General features: G+C 64.3%; 13 protein-coding genes. 8 read left to right on the forward strand and 5 right to left on the reverse strand.

The genetic code is table 11. The features are described 5' to 3' along the window. Nucleotides 1–246 precede the first annotated feature (246 nt). Genes O3297_RS24125 through O3297_RS24145 form a run of 5 tightly spaced genes read right to left on the reverse strand, consistent with a single transcriptional unit; the run spans nucleotide 247 to nucleotide 9,524 of the window. Nucleotides 247–975, reverse strand: coding sequence for a YfaP family protein (locus O3297_RS24125; protein ID WP_070253868.1), 729 nt, complete (start codon nucleotides 973–975; stop codon nucleotides 247–249). Nucleotides 976–1,004: 29 nt separating this feature from the next. Then, nucleotides 1,005–2,687: a DUF2300 domain-containing protein gene (locus O3297_RS24130; RefSeq protein ID WP_305050482.1), complete on the reverse strand. Its 1,683-nt coding sequence runs from the start codon at nucleotides 2,685–2,687 to the stop codon at nucleotides 1,005–1,007. Beyond that, the gene (locus O3297_RS24135) at nucleotides 2,687–7,237 is read right to left on the reverse strand and encodes an alpha-2-macroglobulin (RefSeq protein WP_305050484.1); all 4,551 of its coding nucleotides are present in this window, start codon (nucleotides 7,235–7,237) and stop codon (nucleotides 2,687–2,689) included. Before O3297_RS24135 ends, O3297_RS24130 begins: the two co-directional genes overlap by 1 nt. Nucleotides 7,238–7,245: 8 nt before the next feature. After that, entirely contained in the window at nucleotides 7,246–7,917 is a 672-nt protein-coding gene (locus tag O3297_RS24140; RefSeq protein ID WP_305050485.1) for a DUF1175 family protein, read from the reverse strand. Continuing rightward, nucleotides 7,914–9,524 (reverse strand): DUF2138 family protein, encoded by a 1,611-nt coding sequence (locus O3297_RS24145; protein ID WP_305050487.1) that lies wholly within the window; start codon nucleotides 9,522–9,524, stop codon nucleotides 7,914–7,916. The genes O3297_RS24140 and O3297_RS24145 overlap by 4 nt, the downstream gene beginning before the upstream one ends. A 164-nt stretch (nucleotides 9,525–9,688) precedes the next feature. Here O3297_RS24145 and O3297_RS24150 point away from each other — a divergent pair, with 164 nt between their 5' ends. The 8 genes from O3297_RS24150 to O3297_RS24185 are packed head-to-tail and all read left to right on the forward strand — an operon-like array spanning nucleotide 9,689 to nucleotide 17,116. After that, on the forward strand, nucleotides 9,689–11,209 hold the full coding sequence (locus tag O3297_RS24150; protein WP_305050489.1) for a B12-binding domain-containing radical SAM protein: 1,521 nt from the start codon (nucleotides 9,689–9,691) through the stop codon (nucleotides 11,207–11,209). A 57-nt stretch (nucleotides 11,210–11,266) separates the two neighbouring features. After that, nucleotides 11,267–12,400, forward strand: a complete 1,134-nt coding sequence (locus O3297_RS24155; protein ID WP_034781349.1) for an ABC transporter permease — start codon at nucleotides 11,267–11,269, stop codon at nucleotides 12,398–12,400. Beyond that, nucleotides 12,400–13,299 carry an ABC transporter ATP-binding protein gene (locus O3297_RS24160; RefSeq protein ID WP_070253863.1) on the forward strand — a complete coding sequence of 300 codons (900 nt, stop codon included), beginning with the start codon at nucleotides 12,400–12,402 and terminating at the stop codon, nucleotides 13,297–13,299. Before O3297_RS24155 ends, O3297_RS24160 begins: the two co-directional genes overlap by 1 nt. Beyond that, complete coding sequence (locus O3297_RS24165) at nucleotides 13,299–14,258, forward strand: MlaD family protein (protein ID WP_034781344.1); 960 nt, start codon at nucleotides 13,299–13,301, stop codon at nucleotides 14,256–14,258. The genes O3297_RS24160 and O3297_RS24165 overlap by 1 nt, the downstream gene beginning before the upstream one ends. Before the next feature lie 12 nt (nucleotides 14,259–14,270). Then, nucleotides 14,271–14,885, forward strand: coding sequence for an ABC-type transport auxiliary lipoprotein family protein (locus tag O3297_RS24170; RefSeq protein WP_305050491.1), 615 nt, complete (start codon nucleotides 14,271–14,273; stop codon nucleotides 14,883–14,885). After that, the gene (locus O3297_RS24175; protein ID WP_034781338.1) at nucleotides 14,882–16,069 is read left to right on the forward strand and encodes a VanZ family protein; all 1,188 of its coding nucleotides are present in this window, start codon (nucleotides 14,882–14,884) and stop codon (nucleotides 16,067–16,069) included. The genes O3297_RS24170 and O3297_RS24175 overlap by 4 nt, the downstream gene beginning before the upstream one ends. A 40-nt stretch (nucleotides 16,070–16,109) precedes the next feature. Further along, nucleotides 16,110–16,427 carry a ferredoxin gene (locus O3297_RS24180; RefSeq protein ID WP_034781335.1) on the forward strand — a complete coding sequence of 106 codons (318 nt, stop codon included), beginning with the start codon at nucleotides 16,110–16,112 and terminating at the stop codon, nucleotides 16,425–16,427. A 35-nt stretch (nucleotides 16,428–16,462) separates the two neighbouring features. After that, on the forward strand, nucleotides 16,463–17,116 hold the full coding sequence (locus tag O3297_RS24185; protein ID WP_070280179.1) for an alpha/beta hydrolase: 654 nt from the start codon (nucleotides 16,463–16,465) through the stop codon (nucleotides 17,114–17,116). Nucleotides 17,117–17,143 lie beyond the last annotated feature (27 nt).

Raw genomic sequence — 17,143 nt, forward strand, 5'->3', positions numbered from 1 at the left:
ACTTACATCAAATGCCCACACTTATCGACTGTTAATTGTTAAAGAACTGTATTCGGTTACTGCTTTCGCGCTATCGACAAAGCGTTGTGTTTGTCAGCTGCGAAGAAGGAAGAGTATGAAGCAATTTGCTACGTCCGTCAACTCCTTCTTTTTTTCTCACTTTACGCTGCATTTGCATGCGTCGTTCAGCGAGGGGGCGAATTATAGCCATAGTGCTGCGGCTCCGCAAGAGCCATTTTCGACCATTTATGGCAAGACGAACGATTTCACCAGGGTCAGCTCGCCAGCAGCCCGCATCGGTACCTGGAAGCTCTGCAGCTTTTCACGCGGCGTGCCTTCATTGGTGATGACCGATATGCGGGCGACAGTCAGCATGGCGGTGTTCTCGCCGCTGCCGTAGTAATTGACATAGACGTGATAATTGCCCTTCAGGGGGGCCGCGCTGGAAAAGATCTCCGGGCCATAGCCGGTGGTCACGTCCACATCCAGCGCACCGCCATCCTTCAGTACGCGATTGCCGTACCAGGCGTGGCCACCGTCCGGCGTGACCACGTGCATATCGAGGTCCGTGCCGGCGCTGTCCCAGGACAGCACGATACGCAGGCGCGCCTGCGTCTTGCCCTGGTAGCTGTCGACAAACTGGGTGCGCGCGCGGCTCCTGCCATCCGGCGAGCGCACTTCCACGCTGTTCGAGCCGCTGCCGAAGCCATACGGGCGTCCGTAGCTGCCATCCTCGCCCACTTCCATTGGCATCGCCACGCCATTGACCACCAAAGTAGCGGGCTTGCCCTTGACGGCGCCTGCGATGCGTCCCCTTATCTGCGCCGTCTCGGCCTGGCCCGGCTGCAGGTTGACGGACGCGGCGGGGTAATTCACCGCTTGCGTATAGTCCTCGCGCGCGCCGGCCGAATTGCGCCAGCCGCCCTTCGGTGCATCGATGGTGACCTGGGCCTGCGCCCAGAGTGGCAATAGCATCAGGGGAATCGAGCAACGGATATAAAAACTCACAGGGCCTCCAGGTTAAGGTCGACGAGCCGGCGGGCCAGCCGCTCGACATATTCTTCGTCCTGGCCGCGCGGATGACGGCGCAGGCCAAGATGCAGGTATTCATGGGCCAGAGTGATGCGGTCTTCGCGCGTGGCCAGCGGCCGCATGAAGATACGGTTGCGCGACTGTTCCGAATACGGCGCCCCACTCTGCAAGGCGCAGACGAGCGGCGCTTGTGGTGGCGCCTCGTAGCCGGCCTCGCGCAGCAGCACGCGCTGCCAGCGCGGCACGGACCGCGCCAGCCAATCCTCGTTCTGCGCCAGGCGCTGGCAACGCGCGCCGGTATTGCCGAAGGTGGTCAGCGCGCCGCCGGGATAGGCCGCCGCCAGCAATTCATCATAGTGCTTGCCCTGTTTGGCTTGCCGCACCGCCTCGCTCCACGCCATGGTCCCCTCGGACGGCTGGTTACTGTGATAGCGCACGGTGACGCCATCGACGATCAGCTGGTCGGTCCAGCGCGCAATCGCCAGCGCCGCCGGCGTCGCGGGGCTGGGGCTGACGCGCTGGGTCGCACTGCTGTCGGCGATCTGCTGGCAGCCTGCCACGGTCACGGCGTTCTGCTGCAGATACGTGCGCGCGGCAATCGCCAGCGCCTTGGCCGCTTCCGGCTCGCCGGTATTCGCTTCGCGGTCGAGCACGCGCGCCACATATTCATTGACACCGAAGCGGCCGCGCAATTGCGGGCGGCCGCCCTTCTCCTGCAGCAGCATCAACTCGCCGGTGCTGCGCAGGGCCAGGTTCTGGCCATTTTCGAATTGCACATGGTAGCGGCCATTGAGCGGGCCAGGTGCGGCTACGCCACGCTCGCCGCGCACGGCACGGATCGGATAGCGCTTGAAGTAATCGACCACCACGCAGCCGCCATCGTCGGCCGCGCCCACTGGCGGCAAGCTGGCGGCCAGTCTGGGCGCCCACTGTGCAAAGACATTGCTGCTGCCACCCGCGCCGCCAAACCAGATCGGCGTGCCGTCGGCCAGCCAGCCGGCCGCGCCGCCGATACGCTCTTCTGCCCGGCGCTGCTCGTGCCAGGAATACGTCTTCACGCGCAGCTGGCTGCCGAACCAGCGCGCCGCACCAAAGCCGCGCCCATCGAGCACCACGCGCAGCAGCGCCGCTTCGGCATCCGCGCGGCTGGCAGCCGGGATGCTGCCCAGCGCGCGCAGCAGACTGTCCAGGCGCACCATGCGCGCCGGCGCCAGCTGCGCGGGGTCGGACAGCCAGGCAAAATCGCCTGTCGGTGCGCTACCCAGGCGGCCCGTCCAGTACTGGCGCCATGAAGCCGGCGCGATCATCAGACGCCTTGGCGAGAAAAACAGGCCGCAGGACTGCGCCAGCGCCGCGTCGTGGCCGATGCTCTGGCCCGCATCGCAGCAATACACTTCTTCCGGATCGCGGCCGCCGCAGCGGTAGTCCGGCATCGCCACCTTGTTATCGGCCGCGTATACATAGACAAACAGCTTCCACAGGCTGGCCAGCGGCACTTGCCGCGCGCCGTCAAACGGCGGCGGCGCGGCACCGCCCTGGCGCAACTGCCGCACTTCCGTCTTGCCGTCGCGCCACCAGGCGACATCCAGCGACGCAGACCGGGCAGGAGCGGCCAGCAGCAGGGTCGCCATCAACGCAGGAAGTACCACACGCATCACTCGACCTTCAACGCGCGCGTGGTCTTGCCGCCGCCCTCGAGGGCTTTCTGCTCCGGCTGGTACATGCGATAAAAGCGCGCTGGCGGCAGCACATAACTGCCCTTCTGTGCAAAGCGGATCAAATGGCGCACGGTCACGTCGCCGGCCAAAGGCTCGATCGGCACCGCATAGCCGTCGCGGCGCTCGGCATGACGCGCACGTTCCAGCGCGGCCGGCTTGTCGCCCGCCATGACCATGCCCCAGGTGGTCGATTCGACCATGGCGCCCGGCGGCAGCGCCACTTCCAGCAAGCCAAAGCGGTGCTTCGCGCCGGCCGCTGCTTTCAAGGTGATTTCATCGAGGTACAGCGCGTCCGTGCTGAGCGCCTCGCCCGGCTTGACCAGCTCCGTCGTGTAGCCGCCCTTGCCCGCCTTCATGCGCAGGATGCGCCGTTCGACGGTGACCGGCAAGGTCTGCGTTTCGGCGGCGTGGCTGTCGTACTGCAGCACAGCCACCGTGCCGGCCGGCGCCGAGGTCGATGCAGCGAGACGCAATTTGTCAGGCAGGCCCTTGGCATCGCTCCAACGCCAGAGCGGCTGGCCGCCGCGGCTCTCGCGTTTTTGCCATGCGCCGTCCGGCGCGACGGCCGGCCCCTTGCCAAACGATGCCCCGCCCAGCTTTTTTTGCACCCACAACAAGGTCATCGCGCGGTCCAGGGTCGGCATCTCGGCGCGCACGCTGGCCAGCACCGCCTCGGCCTGGGTAGCCGGCACTTCGCCAGCCAGCATCAGCAGGGCCTGCGCCACCGGCGCTTTCGATTCGCGCAGCACCTGCCACGCGCTGGCCACTTGCAGCTGCAGCGAATGCGGCTGGGCGATGCCGTTCTGGGCGGCGACCAGCGCCACCAGGCCCAACGACATCGCTTGCGCTTCGCGGTCAAGGGCTCCGCCCAGCAGCAGACTACCGCTGTCGCCCGCCTGACGCGGCTTGCCGCCCAGGACGGCGATAGCGCTGTCGTCCACCAGGCCCGCCGCCAGCGTCTGCGTGGGCAGGCCCATCTCGCGCGCCATCCACAGCACCAGCGCACGGTCGCCCATCGCGTCCTTCAAGCCATGTTCGCTGTAGACGGCCAGCAGCTTGTTCCAGTGTTCGGGCGGCAGCTCGATGCGCAGCGCGCGCGCCGCGTACCAGTCGGCGTAATAGGCATAGGCCGTCATCAAGGCATTGCCGGCCGTGGCATTGCCCCACCAGCCGAAGACGGCATTCGGACCGGCCATGGACACCAGGCGCAGGCGCTGCGCAGTCAGCAGCGTTTGCAGGCGTTCGCTTGCCGCGCCGGCATCCGCTCCCAGGCTTTGCGTGGCCAGCGCCAGCGGAATCAGGCGGCTCGCCGTCTGCTCCACGCAGCCATACGGATAGTCGATCAGATCGTCGGCAATGCGCGCGAAGTGGCTGGCGGCTCCTTGCGCGAACGAGAGGCGGATATTGCGCGCATCCGCCGGCAGCTTGAGGGGAATCTCACCAGCGGCGCCATCGAGCGGCAGCACCAGCGTGCGCGGGCTGCTCCAGGCGGCGGGCAGCGTCTGCATAGCGGTATCCAGCGCGTCGACCAGTTTGCCGTTCTGTTTTACCTCCAGGCGCAGCGGTCCGGCAGCGCCTGCAGCGAGCGGAAATTCAACGTAATTGACGCCCGGTTTGGCGGTCAGTTTTTCCGTCTTCGCTTGCGTGCCGCCTGCACCGCCGGAAAGCACCACGTCGAGCGCCTGCTCCTTGCCCGTCTGGTTGAACACGGCCACCGAAGCGCGCGGCGCATCGCCGGCGCGCATCCAGTCCGGCGCGGTCCACTTGGCATAGTAATTCTTGTCCGAACGCAGATAGGCGGTGCGCTGGCCGACCCGTCCCTGCTCATCCATCGCGCGGCCCGTGATCCTCCAGCGGGTCAGCGCGTCGGGCATGATGAAGCTCACGCGCGCATTGCCATTGGCATCGGTCTTCAGCGATGGCGACCAGTACGCGGTATCGATATTGTCGCGGCGCGGACGTTCGAGTACCTTGACGCCCCGCTCGTTGTAGTTGTGGCGCGCCGGTGCGCCCGCTGTGCGCCCCTGCGCCATGTCGTAGCTGATGAAAGACAGGCTGGCCGTGGTGCGCACGTTGTTGCGGCGCGGATGGTAGAAGAAGTCGCCGATGTCCGGCGCGATTTCCGGCTGCAGCACATAGATCATTTCATCGACCACGCCCAGCGCCACCAGGGTGCTCAGGGGCTTGCCGTCCAGGGTCGCCTTGACGTCCAGGGTGACCTTCTCGCCCGGCTGGTAGACCTCCTTGTCGCTCTTGAACTGCAGCGCGATGCGCGGCTCGATCACTTGCAGGCCGGCGTTCTCGAAGACGAAATCGCCATTGCGGGTATAGGCTACCGAGAACGTCATGTTCGGCCCATGCTCCTCCTTGACGGGAATGCGCACTCGCCACTGCCGCGGCGCCACGCGCTTCGCCTGGTACCAATCAGCGGCGCCGGCCATCAAGCCATGGTGTTCCACCTTGTCGCGCTCGAGCGTGAACAGCGCCTGGTCGACCTTGTCGGAGAAAGTGATCAAGGCTTCGGCGGTATCACCCGGACGATAGCGGGCGCGGTCCAGCACGATCTCGATGCTGCCCGGCGTCGCCTGCACGCCGTCACCCGACACCCAGTGGCTGGCGGCGGCCAGCAAATTGCCGCGCTCGTCGCGCAGCGCCAGCTGATACGAGCCCGATGCGGGGAATGTCACATCCCAGCCCTTGGCGGCCGGGTCAAATGCGCCCTCGGTCTTGCCCTGCTTTTCCAGCTGCACCATCTCCCAGCGCACGGGCTTGGCCGCGCTTTGGCCATCGGCCACCAGGTCGAAATGCACGGCCTGGCCCGGATCGGAAAACTGGCGCACGGCCTTCAGCTGGTAGCTGCTGCTCGAACGTTCTATCATCAGCTCGCGCGTCGTCTTGACGCGGTAGGCCGCGCCATCGGTCGCCAGCACGGTCAAGATGTAGCGCGACGGATCGGCGGCGGGCGGCAAGGTGAAGTCCACATTGCCGCTGCCATCGCTCGTCACTTCCTCGGTTTTCAGCGCCACGGGGAACAGGCCGCTGTAACGCAGTTCGCCCTCGACCATGGTGTTTTGCTGGCTGCGCAGCGACAAGGTCATCTTCGCGTTTTTCACCGGTTTGCCATCGGGGTAGCGCAGCGCGATGCTGCCCTTGACCGCCTCGCCTGTCTTGAATTCCGGTTTCGATGGCTGGACGTTGATTTCAAAATGCGGCTTGACATATTCGGCCACGCGGAAGGCCGCGCCATATGCGCCATCCTTGTAATTGAAACGCAACTCATAGCCGCCGGCGGTGGCTTCCGTCGGCAGGCGGAAGCGCGTGTCGGCGCCCGTGTCGCCGGACAGCTGCAGCGTTTGCGTCAGCAGCGGCGTGCCGTTCGGATTGAGCACGGTCAGGCTCAGCGGCGCAGCAGCTGCCGCCTGCGATGCGCGCGCCGAAGTGAATTCTCGTCCCAAAAACTTGACGTTGACTTCGTCGCCGGGCCGGTACAGGGGCCGGTCGGTTACCGCATAAATCTTGGTGTTATAGATTTCGCTGTCATAGTAAAAATTCTCGGACACGAACACGCCACCGTCGCGGTCCTGGCCCAGCACATACGTATGTTCCGGGCTGCCGCGCTCGAGCGAGGCGACGCCATCTGCACCCGTAGTGGCCGACTGCAGCACGCCGGTGCCGTCCGTCCACGCCACGCTGGCGCCAGCCACGGCGGCGCTGTTGTCGCGCCGCGCCGTCCACACCAGCATCTGGCCGGACGATACCTTGGTGACGGCCACCGTGTCCGACACGAACACCAGGGTGGTGGCGCGGTGCTCGCCGATGATCGCTTCGATCAGGTACAAGCCCGGCTTGCGTTTACCCAGCGGTATCATCACGTTGCCGGCGCCGGCGACGATGAAGTCGCTGCTGGAGCCATCGAGCTTGACGCCTTTCGGCGGTGCGATGGCCTTGGCTTGCCAGATCGGATAGCGGAAGCTGTCGACCAGCTCCATGCCCTTGATCGGCTTGTATTGCGGATGGTTGGCGAACACGGTCGGTTTGCGGATCGCGTCATTCGTCGCCAGTTGCGGCTGCTCTTTCGTGACCGCGCGGCGCGCGGCGCCGGAAAACAGCTTGCGCCAGGCCAGGCGCGACTGCTTCCACCAGCTATCCCACAGAAAGCTCAGCGTATTGGCCAGGCCCTCGCCCTGGTAATTGCCCTCGACCTGGATGCGGTGCAGATTGCGCTGCTTTTTCAGGAATTCCATCGGCTCGGGCACGCGGTAGACGACGATGTCCGCGCCCGAATACGCTTCCAGGTTCATGCGTCCCATATCGCGGCCCGGCACTTCCAGCCGCACGCGCGCTTCGTCAAGACTGCCGTAGCTGGCGTCCGACAGCAGGAAGAAGGGCTCGCCCTTGAAGGTGCTGTAGTTGCTCGGTTCGCGCTGCTGCGCGGAGGCACCGCCTATGAGCACCAGCGCCAGCAGGCCGGCAAATAGCAGCTTCATGAGAAGCTTCATGACAGGAACGCCAGCCGGAACACACCGGCGAAATTCGGATTGTTGACCACAGGTTGCCACCGCGTGTCCTTCCAGCTCGTAAGTTCTTTGATATCGACGGTCCGCAGACCATTGTCGTCGGGGGTGACGGTGCCGGTGTGGTAGGCGATGCGCGCCCCCATCCAGACCATCAGGTGCTGTTCGTCGCCCTGGTCGAAAAACAGCAGGTCGCCGGGCAGCGCCTGGCTGATTTCGCGGGCGATGAAACGGCTGTTGTGCTGCACCAGCGCCAGCGCCGTGACGAAGTGGCCGACCTTGCCGTCCGCCTGTATCCAGCGGTTGCGTAAGGCCGCCTGGGCCTCATTCAGTTCCAGCTCGGGCGGCAGGCGCCGGTCGCTGGCGATGCCGTTCGCATGCAGCCACTTCGCGTCATGCACGGTCAAGGCTTCGTTGACGGCAAAGCGCACCAGGCCGGCGCAATCGCGGTGCGTCCAGCGCGGTGACGGCCCGCGTTCGATCTGCGCATTGACGATGCGCAGCATCCATGCCTGGAAGGCGCGGCTCTGGGCCTGCGACAGCTGCACTTGCGGTTCGGCGGCCGCGCGCAGGGCCCACGCGGGCATTGCCACGGTGGCGGCGCAGGCCGCCAGCAATCGCAAGGCGGCACGGCGCGCATGCCGTACCGTCATCGCGCGGTCTCCTGCCATTCCAGCGTTTCCCATGACGTGCCGCTGGCTGGCTGCCGCTTGAGTACCATGCGCAGCGGCGGGTATTTTTTCAAGGCGTTCAGGCGCGGCACCAGGTGTTCGTTGGCGGCCGCGCGCAGTACCGGTTCGTTGTTCGCCGGCAGGGTATCGAAGGCTTCCAGCTGGATCAGGCGGGCCAGCGATGCCGGCGCGATCAGGCCGATCGTGCGGGAAGCATCGGGCAGCAGGTCGCTGGCGGCCGGCGCCTGCTTGCGACGCACGGCCAGCACCTGGTCCACCAGCTTGCCGTCAGCGGAAAAGACCACCGTATTACCGGCCACGGCCAGCGCCGGCGCGGACTGGCCCAGGGCCGTGGCGACGCTGCGCTCCCAACGCACGAACTCACCTTTAGCATCCTTGCCAGTGGTCTTGCGCACGGGGTCCTTGCCGCCGATGGCCGCCTCGAACAGGCTGCCATATACAGCGTCATCACCGGCCTGCGCACTGCGGGTGGCGACAAAGACGGGCGTATGCAGGCGCGAAGTACCGTACCAGCATGCGGCGGCCGGCCCTTGCAAGTGTCCGGCCAGCGGCACCACCGGCGCCGATGTCTTGTCGCCCAGGCGCTTGAGCACGGGCTGCAGCGCGGTCCAGTCCACCGGCACGCTGAAACAGGCGCTCGGGTTGTGCGGCAGCACGGGCCACAAGGCGCTGCTGTCGTAGCCGCCCTTGCCGCTCTTGTTCAATTTGTCGGCATTGAGCAGCACCTTGGACTGCCAGGCGCCCTTGCTGAAATCGAAGCGCAGCGCTTCAAGCGCGCCAAAGAAGGGTTGGTAACCGAATGACAGGAAGTCCGCCTTGACGGCGATGCTGTGGCCCTCGGGCGCGGCGCTGTCGAGATGGAACTGCGGATGAAAGACATTCTGTTTGGCCGGCTCCGGCGCCAGCAGGCTGGCCACGGTTTTCTCGGCCGTGCCATCGCCATTCTTGCCATCGCTGCCGCCATACAGCATGCCGGGATGGGACAGGATGACGAGGCGCTGGCCGTGCGCGGCAAACAGCAAGGTGCGCTGGTAGGCGTAATTAAGCGCGTATACCGGCACCTGGCCGCCATCGACGCGCAAGCTGCCGGCCACGCGCATTTGCGTATCCTTCAAGGCGATCTTGCCCGCTTCCTCGAGCAGGCGCGTCAACTGGCCACGCGACACGGCGATGGCGAAGTGCTTGAGCGAGCCGTCGGCGTCGCGCCACAGGGCCACTTCCGCAGGCTGGTCCAGCACCATGCGCAGCAGCTGGTCGCCCCATCCCAGCTCATGTTCGTAGGCGATGCGGCGCAAGCTGCCCTTCAGGCCCAGCCGGTCTTCGCTCTGCTCGTAATAGAAGAGGAAATCCTCGCGCAGCACGTCGCGCGCCAGCGGCACCGTCAGCAGGTCGCGCGGCAAGGTCGACAGGCTTTTCGTCCGCACCAGCGCGTCGGGCCGGGATAAATCCAGCTTCAGGCTGTTGACCGGCCCCATCGCGCCCCAGCCGAAGACGCGGTAGCCGACCAGCGCGGCCGCCACCAGCGCCACCCCGGCAAGTGCCCCGACCAGGACTTTTTTATTAAGCACTTTTTTATCTTGTACTTTTTTCGCCAGCACCGTGTATTCCTTTACCCTGCCGTAGCATTGACAAGTTAGTAATTATTGACAAATGGTAACATGGCATTTCTGGCCGCAGCGCACCGGTGACGCGACAGCGTAAAATAGCGGTTTCGCCGTTTCCATCGCCTCCCATGACCATCCTGCTCTCCACCCTGAACGCCCGCTACACCCACGCCTCGCTGGGATTGCGCTATTTGCTGGCCAATATGGGGCCGTTGCAGGCGCAGACGCGGCTGCAGGAATTCGTCATCGGCACGAAAACCACGGAACTGGTCGAGCGCATCCTCGTCAACAAGCCGCGCATCATCGGTTTTGGCGTGTACATATGGAACGTCGAGGAAACAACGAAGCTGGTGGCCATGCTCAAGCGCGTGGCGCCCGAGGTCATCATCGTGCTGGGCGGGCCGGAAGTGTCGCATGAGGCGGGCGAGCAAGAGATCGTCAAACTGGCGGACTACCTGATCACGGGCTGGGGCGACGTCACCTTCCCCAAGCTGTGCGGCGAGATCCTCAACGGGCCGAAGCCGCTGATGAAGATCCATGCCGGCGTGCAAGCCCCGCTGGCGGAACTGCAACTGCCCTACTCCTTGTATACAGACGACGATATCCGCCACCGCACGATTTACGTGGAAGCATCGCGCGGCTGTCCGTTCAAGTGCGAATTCTGCCTGTCCGCGCTCGACAAGACGGCCTGGCCCTTCGCCCTGGAAAATTTCCTCGCCGAGATGGAATCCCTGCATGCGCGCGGCGCACGCCTGTTCAAGTTCGTCGACCGCACCTTCAACCTGAACATCAAGACCAGCTTGAAGATCATGCAGTTCTTTCTGGACAAGATCGAGGCGAACCCGGACGATCCCATCTATGCCCACTTCGAACTGGTGCCCGACCACTTGCCCGATGCCTTGAAAGAAGGCATCAGCAAGTTCCCGCCCGGCGCGCTGCAATTCGAGATCGGCATCCAGAGCTTCAATCCGGACGTGCAATCGCTGGTCAGCCGCAAGCAGGACAATCAAAAGGCGGCCGACAACATCCGCTGGCTGTGCGAGGAATCGAACGCCCACCTGCACGTGGACTTGATCGCCGGCTTGCCGGGTGAGGATGAAGCGAGTTTCGCGGCCGGCTTCAACAAGCTGGTGGCCTTGAAACCGCATGAAATCCAGTTCGGCATATTAAAGCGGCTGCGCGGCACGCCCATCATCCGCCATACGGAAAACTATGGCATGGTGTTCGATCCGCACCCGCCCTATACCATCCTGGCGAATAAACAGCTCGATTTCATGAGCATGCAGCGCCTCGTGCGCTTCGCCCGCTACTGGGACCTGGTGGCCAACTCCGGCCGCTTCGCCAATACGGTGCAATGGATGCTCGGTGATGCGCCTTTTGAAAACTTCATGGATTTTTCGAACTGGCTGTACGCCCACACGGATGCCACCCACCGCATCGCCATGGAACGCCTGGCCAAGCTGGTGGCGCAATGGCTGCAGACGCGCGGCATGAGCGCGGTCGAGGCCAATGCCCTGCTGGCCAGCGACTATGCGGGCGGCGCGCAGGCGGCCGTGCATGGCAAGCCAAGCGAAGTGAGTACTAGCGGCGCCAAGGTGCGCCCGGACGTGGCCCTGCCGCAGCGGCAGGCACGCCATCTGGCTTCCTGACAGGCTGGCGATTGAACAGCGGTGGCGGTCTGCGCCATTCTCCCTTAAACTGGCACGATGCCGACTGTACAATCGCCGAAACTGACCCTCTCCCAGACCAGCTCCCAACAGGGAGCCCTTGTCACTGCCAGCGGCACCTGGCAGGTGCACGCGCTGGCGCATGACAATGCCATCAAGGCCATCGATGCCCAGCTCAAGCCCTTGCAGGGCGATACCAAGGCGCAATGGGACCTGTCGGCCATCGACAGCATGGACCATATCGGCGCCCAGCTGTTCTGGAATGCCTGGGGCAAGCAGCGTCCGGCGCAGCTGACCCTGGCGCCGTCGCAGGAAGAGTTTTTCAGGCGCATCGAAGAAACGGGGCCGTTGGAAACGCCGCCCTCGCGCGCCAACCGCCTCACGCCCGTGATGAAACTGGGCATGGCCATCCTGCTGTTTTTCGAACATTTGAAGGGTTTTATTGCCCTCGTGGGCCAGGTGACGCAGGATATCGGCCGCTTCGCGCGCCATCCGATGCGCGGGCCATGGCGTGAAATTTCCGCCAATATCTTCCATGCGGGCTTCCAGGCGCTGGGCATCACGGCCCTCGTCGGCTTTCTGATCGGCGTGGTGCTGTCCTATCTGTCCGCGCAGCAGCTGCGCGCCTTTGGCGGCGACATCTACCTGGTCAACCTGCTGGGCATGAGCGTCATCCGCGAACTCGGGCCGCTGCTCGCCGCCATCCTCGTGGCCGGCCGCTCGGGCTCGTCCATCACGGCCCAGCTGGGCGTCATGCGCGTCACGGAAGAGCTCGACGCCATGCTGGTGATGGGCATTTCGCATGGATTCCGCCTGATCATGCCGAAAGTGCTGGCCCTGGCCATTTCCATGCCCCTGCTCGTCATCTGGACGGATACGGCCGCGCTGATCGGCGGCATGGTGGCGGCCAAGGTGGAACTGAACCTGTCGGCGCGCTACTTCATCCAGAAGCTGCCCGACGCCGTGCCGCTGGCCAACTACATGATCGGCCTGGGCAAGGGCGTCATCTTCGGCATGCTGATCGCGCTGGTCTCGTGCCACTTCGGCCTGCGCATCAAGGCCAACACGGAAAGCCTGGGGCGCGGCACCACCACCGCCGTCGTCACGGCCATCACGGTCGTGATCCTGGCCGACGCCGTGTTCGCCATCGTCTTCAATGGAGTGGGCTACTGATGGCGGACGACACCAATATCGCTTGCGGCACCGGCAAGGAAGGCCAGTTCAACCTGCACGGCGACGCGCCCGTGGTGGACATCACCAATCTGTGGACCAAGTTCGGCCGCACCGTCGTGCACCAGGACTTGAACCTGGAAATCGAACGGGGCGAGATCCTTTCCATCGTGGGCGGCTCCGGCACGGGCAAGACGGTGCTGCTGCGCCAGATGCTGGGCCTGGAACATCCGGCGCGGGGATGCGTCAAAGTCTTTGGCGAAGATATCAACCAGGCAAGTTCCGACCAGCTGCAACAGTTGCGCAACCACTGGGGCATGCTGTTCCAGCAAGGCGCCCTGTATTCGGCCCTGACCGTATTCGACAATGTGGCCCAGCCCATGCGCGAATTGCGCGTGCTGCCCGAAGCCCTGGTGCACGACGCGGTACTATTAAAGATGAATATGGTGGGCCTGGGCCCGGAACATGCACTGAAAATGCCCTCGGACTTGTCGGGCGGCATGATCAAGCGCGTGGCGCTGGCGCGCGCCCTGGCGCTGGAACCGAAATTATTATTCCTCGACGAACCCACGGCGGGCCTGGACCCGGACCTGTCGGAAAGTTTTGTCGCCCTGATCCAGTCGCTGCACCGCGAACTGGGCTTGACAGTGGTGATGGTCACGCATGACCTCGACACTTTGTTCGCCCTGTCCACGCGCATCGCCGTGCTGGCGGAAAAACACGTGATCGCCATAGGCCCCACGCGCGAGGTGATCGAAGTCGACCACCCGTTCATCAAGCAATTTTTCCTCGGCGACCGCGGCAAGCGCGCGCTGGCCGTTCTCGATGAGAAACAGGCGGCGGCGGGCAATGCGGCGCAGCCAGGCGACGATGCCGGCACAGACAAGAAAGCGGAGAAGTAATGGAAAACAGATCACATGCCCTGATGACGGGATTTTTTACACTCACCCTGCTGGTGGCCGCCATCCTGTTCGGCGTCTGGTTCAACCGCGACCGCGTGGAACGGGTGCCTTACCTGCTCGCCACCACCCTGTCCGTGCCGGGCCTGAACCCGCAGGCGACCGTGCGCTACCGGGGCCTGGAAGTGGGCAAGGTCGACGCCATCGACTTCGACACGCAAAAGGCGGGGCAAATCCTCGTGCACATCAGCGTCGCGCCCGATACCCCCGTCACCAACACCACCTTTGCCACCCTCGGCTACCAGGGCGTGACGGGTATCGCCTACATCCAGCTCGACGATGAACAGGTGGGCTCGAAACTGCTGGGCACCAGCAAGGACAAGCCGTCGCTGATTCCCCTGCGCGCGGGCTTGCTCGACCAGCTGGAAAAGCGCGGCAAACGCATCCTCGACCAGGCCGAACAGATCACCAACAAGGTCAACAACCTGCTCAGCCCCGAGAACCAGGCGGCCATGCTGGGCGCCTTCAATGAAGTGGGCAAGGCGGCCAAGGCCTTTGGCGCCATTCCGCAGCAGCTCGAGCCGACCCTGACGCAATTGCCGCAACTGACGGAACAGACGCGGCAAACCCTGACGGCCGTCAGCACGGCCGGCAAGAACGTGTCGGACTTGACGGCCACGTGGAAAAAGCTGGGCAACGATATCCAGGCGCCCGGCGGCGTGCTCGACAAGGTCAATGGCACGGTCGACCGGGTCGGCAACTCGGTGGAAACGGTGGCCAATGGCGTATCGCTGGAAGTCTTGCCACAGGTAATCGAGCTGAGCGGCGAGGCGCGCTCCTCGATGCGCGCCCTGAAAACCACCATGAGCACGCTCAATGAACAGCCGCAGAGCATCTTGTTCGGCGCCCCAGACATCCCGCCCGGCCCGGGCGAGCCCGGTTTTTCGGCACCGGGCAAATAAGGAGAACACCGCATGCCTATCCCACGCAATCTCAGCGCACTCGTCCTGGCCGCCGCATTCCTGCTGGGCGGTTGCGCCAGCCGCGGCCCCGTCCCCACGTTTTATGATTTCGGCCCCGCCGCGCCGCTGGCCGCCCCGCAGCCGGCGGCGCCAGCCGTGCCCGTGCTGGTGATCGCCGACGCCAACGGTCCCTCCTGGCTGGACAGCCAGCGCATGTACTACCGCTTGCTGTACGCCGATGCGCAGCAATCGCGCCCGTACGCCTACAACCGCTGGAACACGCCGCCGCTGCAACTGCTGAGCCAACGCCTGAAAACGCGCGTGGCGCAAAGCGGCGTGAAAGTGCTGTCGACCACGGACGCGGCCGCCGGCATGCCCCTGCTGCGCATCGACGTCGATGATTTTTCGCAAGCTTTCGATACGCAGACGCAGAGCAGCGGCCATGTCTCGCTGCGCGCCTCGCTGTTCCGCGGCCACCGCCTGATCGACCAGAAAACCTTCAGCCGCAGCGGCCCGGCAAGCAGCGCCGACGCGCAAGGGGGCGCGCAGGCGCTGGCGGCGGCCTCGGACGCCATCGCCGCCGATCTGCTGACCTGGCTGGGCACGCTGACCATCCCGAAAGAATGACGGCGCCAGCTTCCCCCGCCAGTCCGGCGGCACCACTGCCGCCCGTCCGCTCCTCGCCCGTGTCGCGCGCGACCCTGCTCGCCTACGTCTTCCTGATCGTGTACGCCAGCTGGTTTCCGTTCACGGGTTGGCACAGCAATGGCCTGTCGCCGCTGACGTTCCTGGAAAACACGCGCATGCCCCGCTACTGGACAGGCTTTGACGTGGGCATCAATGTCGTCGGCTACATCCCGCTGGGCGCCTTGATCGTGTATTCACTGTTTCCACGCATCACGGGTTTCTTTGCCGTCATCGTCGCCAGCCTGTGCGGCATGTTGATTTCCGGCAGCATGGAAGCCGTGCAAACCTATTTGCCCAGCCGCGTATCGTCGAATCTGGACTTTTATACGAATTCGGCCGGCTGCTGCATCGGTTCCATCATCGGCGCCCTGACGGCGCGCAAGCTGCTCGACCATAGCCATTTGTACCGCTTGCGCCAGCGCTGGTTTGCCCAACATGCCAGCCAGGGCCTGGTGCTGGTGGCCCTGTGGCCGCTGGCGCAGATCTATCCGCAAGGCTATCTGTTCGGCCTGGGCCAGCTGCTGCCCATCCTGTCGGACTGGCTGTCGCGCCTGGCGGGCATGGAGATCGACCTGGCCACGTATCTGCGTCCCGACGTGATATTAACCGTCGAGCAATATTGGCTTTCGGAAACTATCATCACGGCGTGCGGCATGACGGGCGCCGTGCTTACCTTGCTGTGCCTGCTGCGCCGCGCGGCGCCCCGCACCGTGCTGATGCTGATCCTCATCGCCGCCGCCCTGACCGTGCGCTCGATGGCCAGCGCGCTGCTGTTTTCGCCCGAAAACGCCTTCGTCTGGATCACGCCAGGCGCCCAGGGCGGTTTCCTGATCGGCCTGATCATGCTGGGCGGCCTGGCGTTCGCGCCGCACGTGGCGCAGCGCCGCATCGCGGCCGCCACCTTGCTGCTGAGCCTGGTGATGGTGAATACGACGCCGATCAACCCGTACTTCATGTCAACCTTGCAAGGCTGGGTGCAAGGCAAGTTCCTGAATTTCAATGGCGCGGCGCAATTCCTCGCCTTGCTGTGGCCCTTCATGGCCCTGTGGTTCCTGTGTCTGCCCTCGCACCGCCTGAACCGGCAGGAAGACGTGCAGCGCCAGCGTCGCGAAGACCACCCATAAGCGTTATCATGGCGCATTGATGAATCAGCAGGAGAATAGTATGAGCGACGCACCGTATTTTGAACGCCACGTTTTTTTCTGCATGAATAAACGTGAAGACGGCCGCAACAGCTGCGGCGACCATGGCGCGGAAGCGGCGCAAAAGCATTGCAAGCGCCGCATCAAGGAACTCGACATGAATGGCGCGGGCAAGATCCGCATCAACCAGGCCGGCTGCATGGACCGCTGCGAAGAAGGCCCGCTGCTGGTGATCTACCCGGAAGCGACCTGGTACACCTATGTCGACACCAGCGATATCGATGAAATCATCGATACGCACCTGGTGGGCGGCAAAATTGTCGAACGCCTCAAGATTTAATGCCAATTTAAGAGATACCCACCAGTATGAGCATCATGAACAGAAACTCGGAAAAATTTACCCTCGCCGGCCATGCAGGCAGCATGGAAGGCTTGCTCGATTTCCCGGCAGACACTCCGCGCGGCATCGCCCTCGTTGCCCATCCGCATCCGCTGTATGGCGGCACGATGGATAACAAGGTCACGCAAACCCTGGCGCGCGCGTTTGTCGCCCTCGGTTACGTGGTGGCGCGCATCAACTTCCGCGGCGTGGGTGCTTCCGAAGGCGTGCATGACCATGGCGCGGGCGAAACGGACGACATGCAATTGCTGTATGAACACATGCGCGGCCTGTACCCGGGCTTGCCCGTGGCCTTGTCCGGTTTCTCGTTCGGCACCTTCGTGCAATCGAAACTGCAGGAGCGCCTGGCTGCCGCCGGCACACCCGCCGAGCGCCTGGCGCTGATCGGCAGCGCGGCCGGCAAGTGGGCCATGGCCGATATTCCCGCCGACACCATCTTGATCCACGGCGAACTGGACGACACGATTCCCCTGTCCGCCGTCTTCGACTGGGCCCGTCCACAAGACATTCCCGTGATCGTGATCCCCGGCGCCGACCACTTTTTCCACCGCAAGCTCAACCACATCAAGAACCTCGTGATTGCCCTGTGGCATGGTGACAAACCCGCAATCGCAGCAGATGATCATTGAAGTGTGGGCTTACTAGCGCCTCCACGG

It is taken from the genome of Janthinobacterium sp. SUN128 (assembly GCF_030587275.1).
Taxonomy (GTDB): Bacteria; Pseudomonadota; Gammaproteobacteria; order Burkholderiales; family Burkholderiaceae_D; genus Janthinobacterium; species Janthinobacterium lividum.

What these genes read in the sequence shown, in the direction of transcription:
- O3297_RS24140 (WP_305050485.1), bottom strand. Translation starts at nt 7,917, where the DNA reads ATGACGGTACGGCATGCGCGCCGTGCCGCCTTGCGATTGCTGGCGGCC.
- O3297_RS24160 (WP_070253863.1), top strand. Translation starts at nt 12,400, where the DNA reads ATGGCGGACGACACCAATATCGCTTGCGGCACCGGCAAGGAAGGCCAG.
- O3297_RS24150 (WP_305050489.1), top strand. Translation starts at nt 9,689, where the DNA reads ATGACCATCCTGCTCTCCACCCTGAACGCCCGCTACACCCACGCCTCG.
- O3297_RS24135 (WP_305050484.1), bottom strand. Translation starts at nt 7,237, where the DNA reads ATGAAGCTGCTATTTGCCGGCCTGCTGGCGCTGGTGCTCATAGGCGGT.
- O3297_RS24125 (WP_070253868.1), bottom strand. Translation starts at nt 975, where the DNA reads ATGCTATTGCCACTCTGGGCGCAGGCCCAGGTCACCATCGATGCACCG.
- O3297_RS24165 (WP_034781344.1), top strand. Translation starts at nt 13,299, where the DNA reads ATGGAAAACAGATCACATGCCCTGATGACGGGATTTTTTACACTCACC.
- O3297_RS24180 (WP_034781335.1), top strand. Translation starts at nt 16,110, where the DNA reads ATGAGCGACGCACCGTATTTTGAACGCCACGTTTTTTTCTGCATGAAT.
- O3297_RS24130 (WP_305050482.1), bottom strand. Translation starts at nt 2,687, where the DNA reads ATGCGTGTGGTACTTCCTGCGTTGATGGCGACCCTGCTGCTGGCCGCT.
- O3297_RS24185 (WP_070280179.1), top strand. Translation starts at nt 16,463, where the DNA reads ATGAACAGAAACTCGGAAAAATTTACCCTCGCCGGCCATGCAGGCAGC.
- O3297_RS24175 (WP_034781338.1), top strand. Translation starts at nt 14,882, where the DNA reads ATGACGGCGCCAGCTTCCCCCGCCAGTCCGGCGGCACCACTGCCGCCC.
- O3297_RS24170 (WP_305050491.1), top strand. Translation starts at nt 14,271, where the DNA reads ATGCCTATCCCACGCAATCTCAGCGCACTCGTCCTGGCCGCCGCATTC.
- O3297_RS24155 (WP_034781349.1), top strand. Translation starts at nt 11,267, where the DNA reads ATGCCGACTGTACAATCGCCGAAACTGACCCTCTCCCAGACCAGCTCC.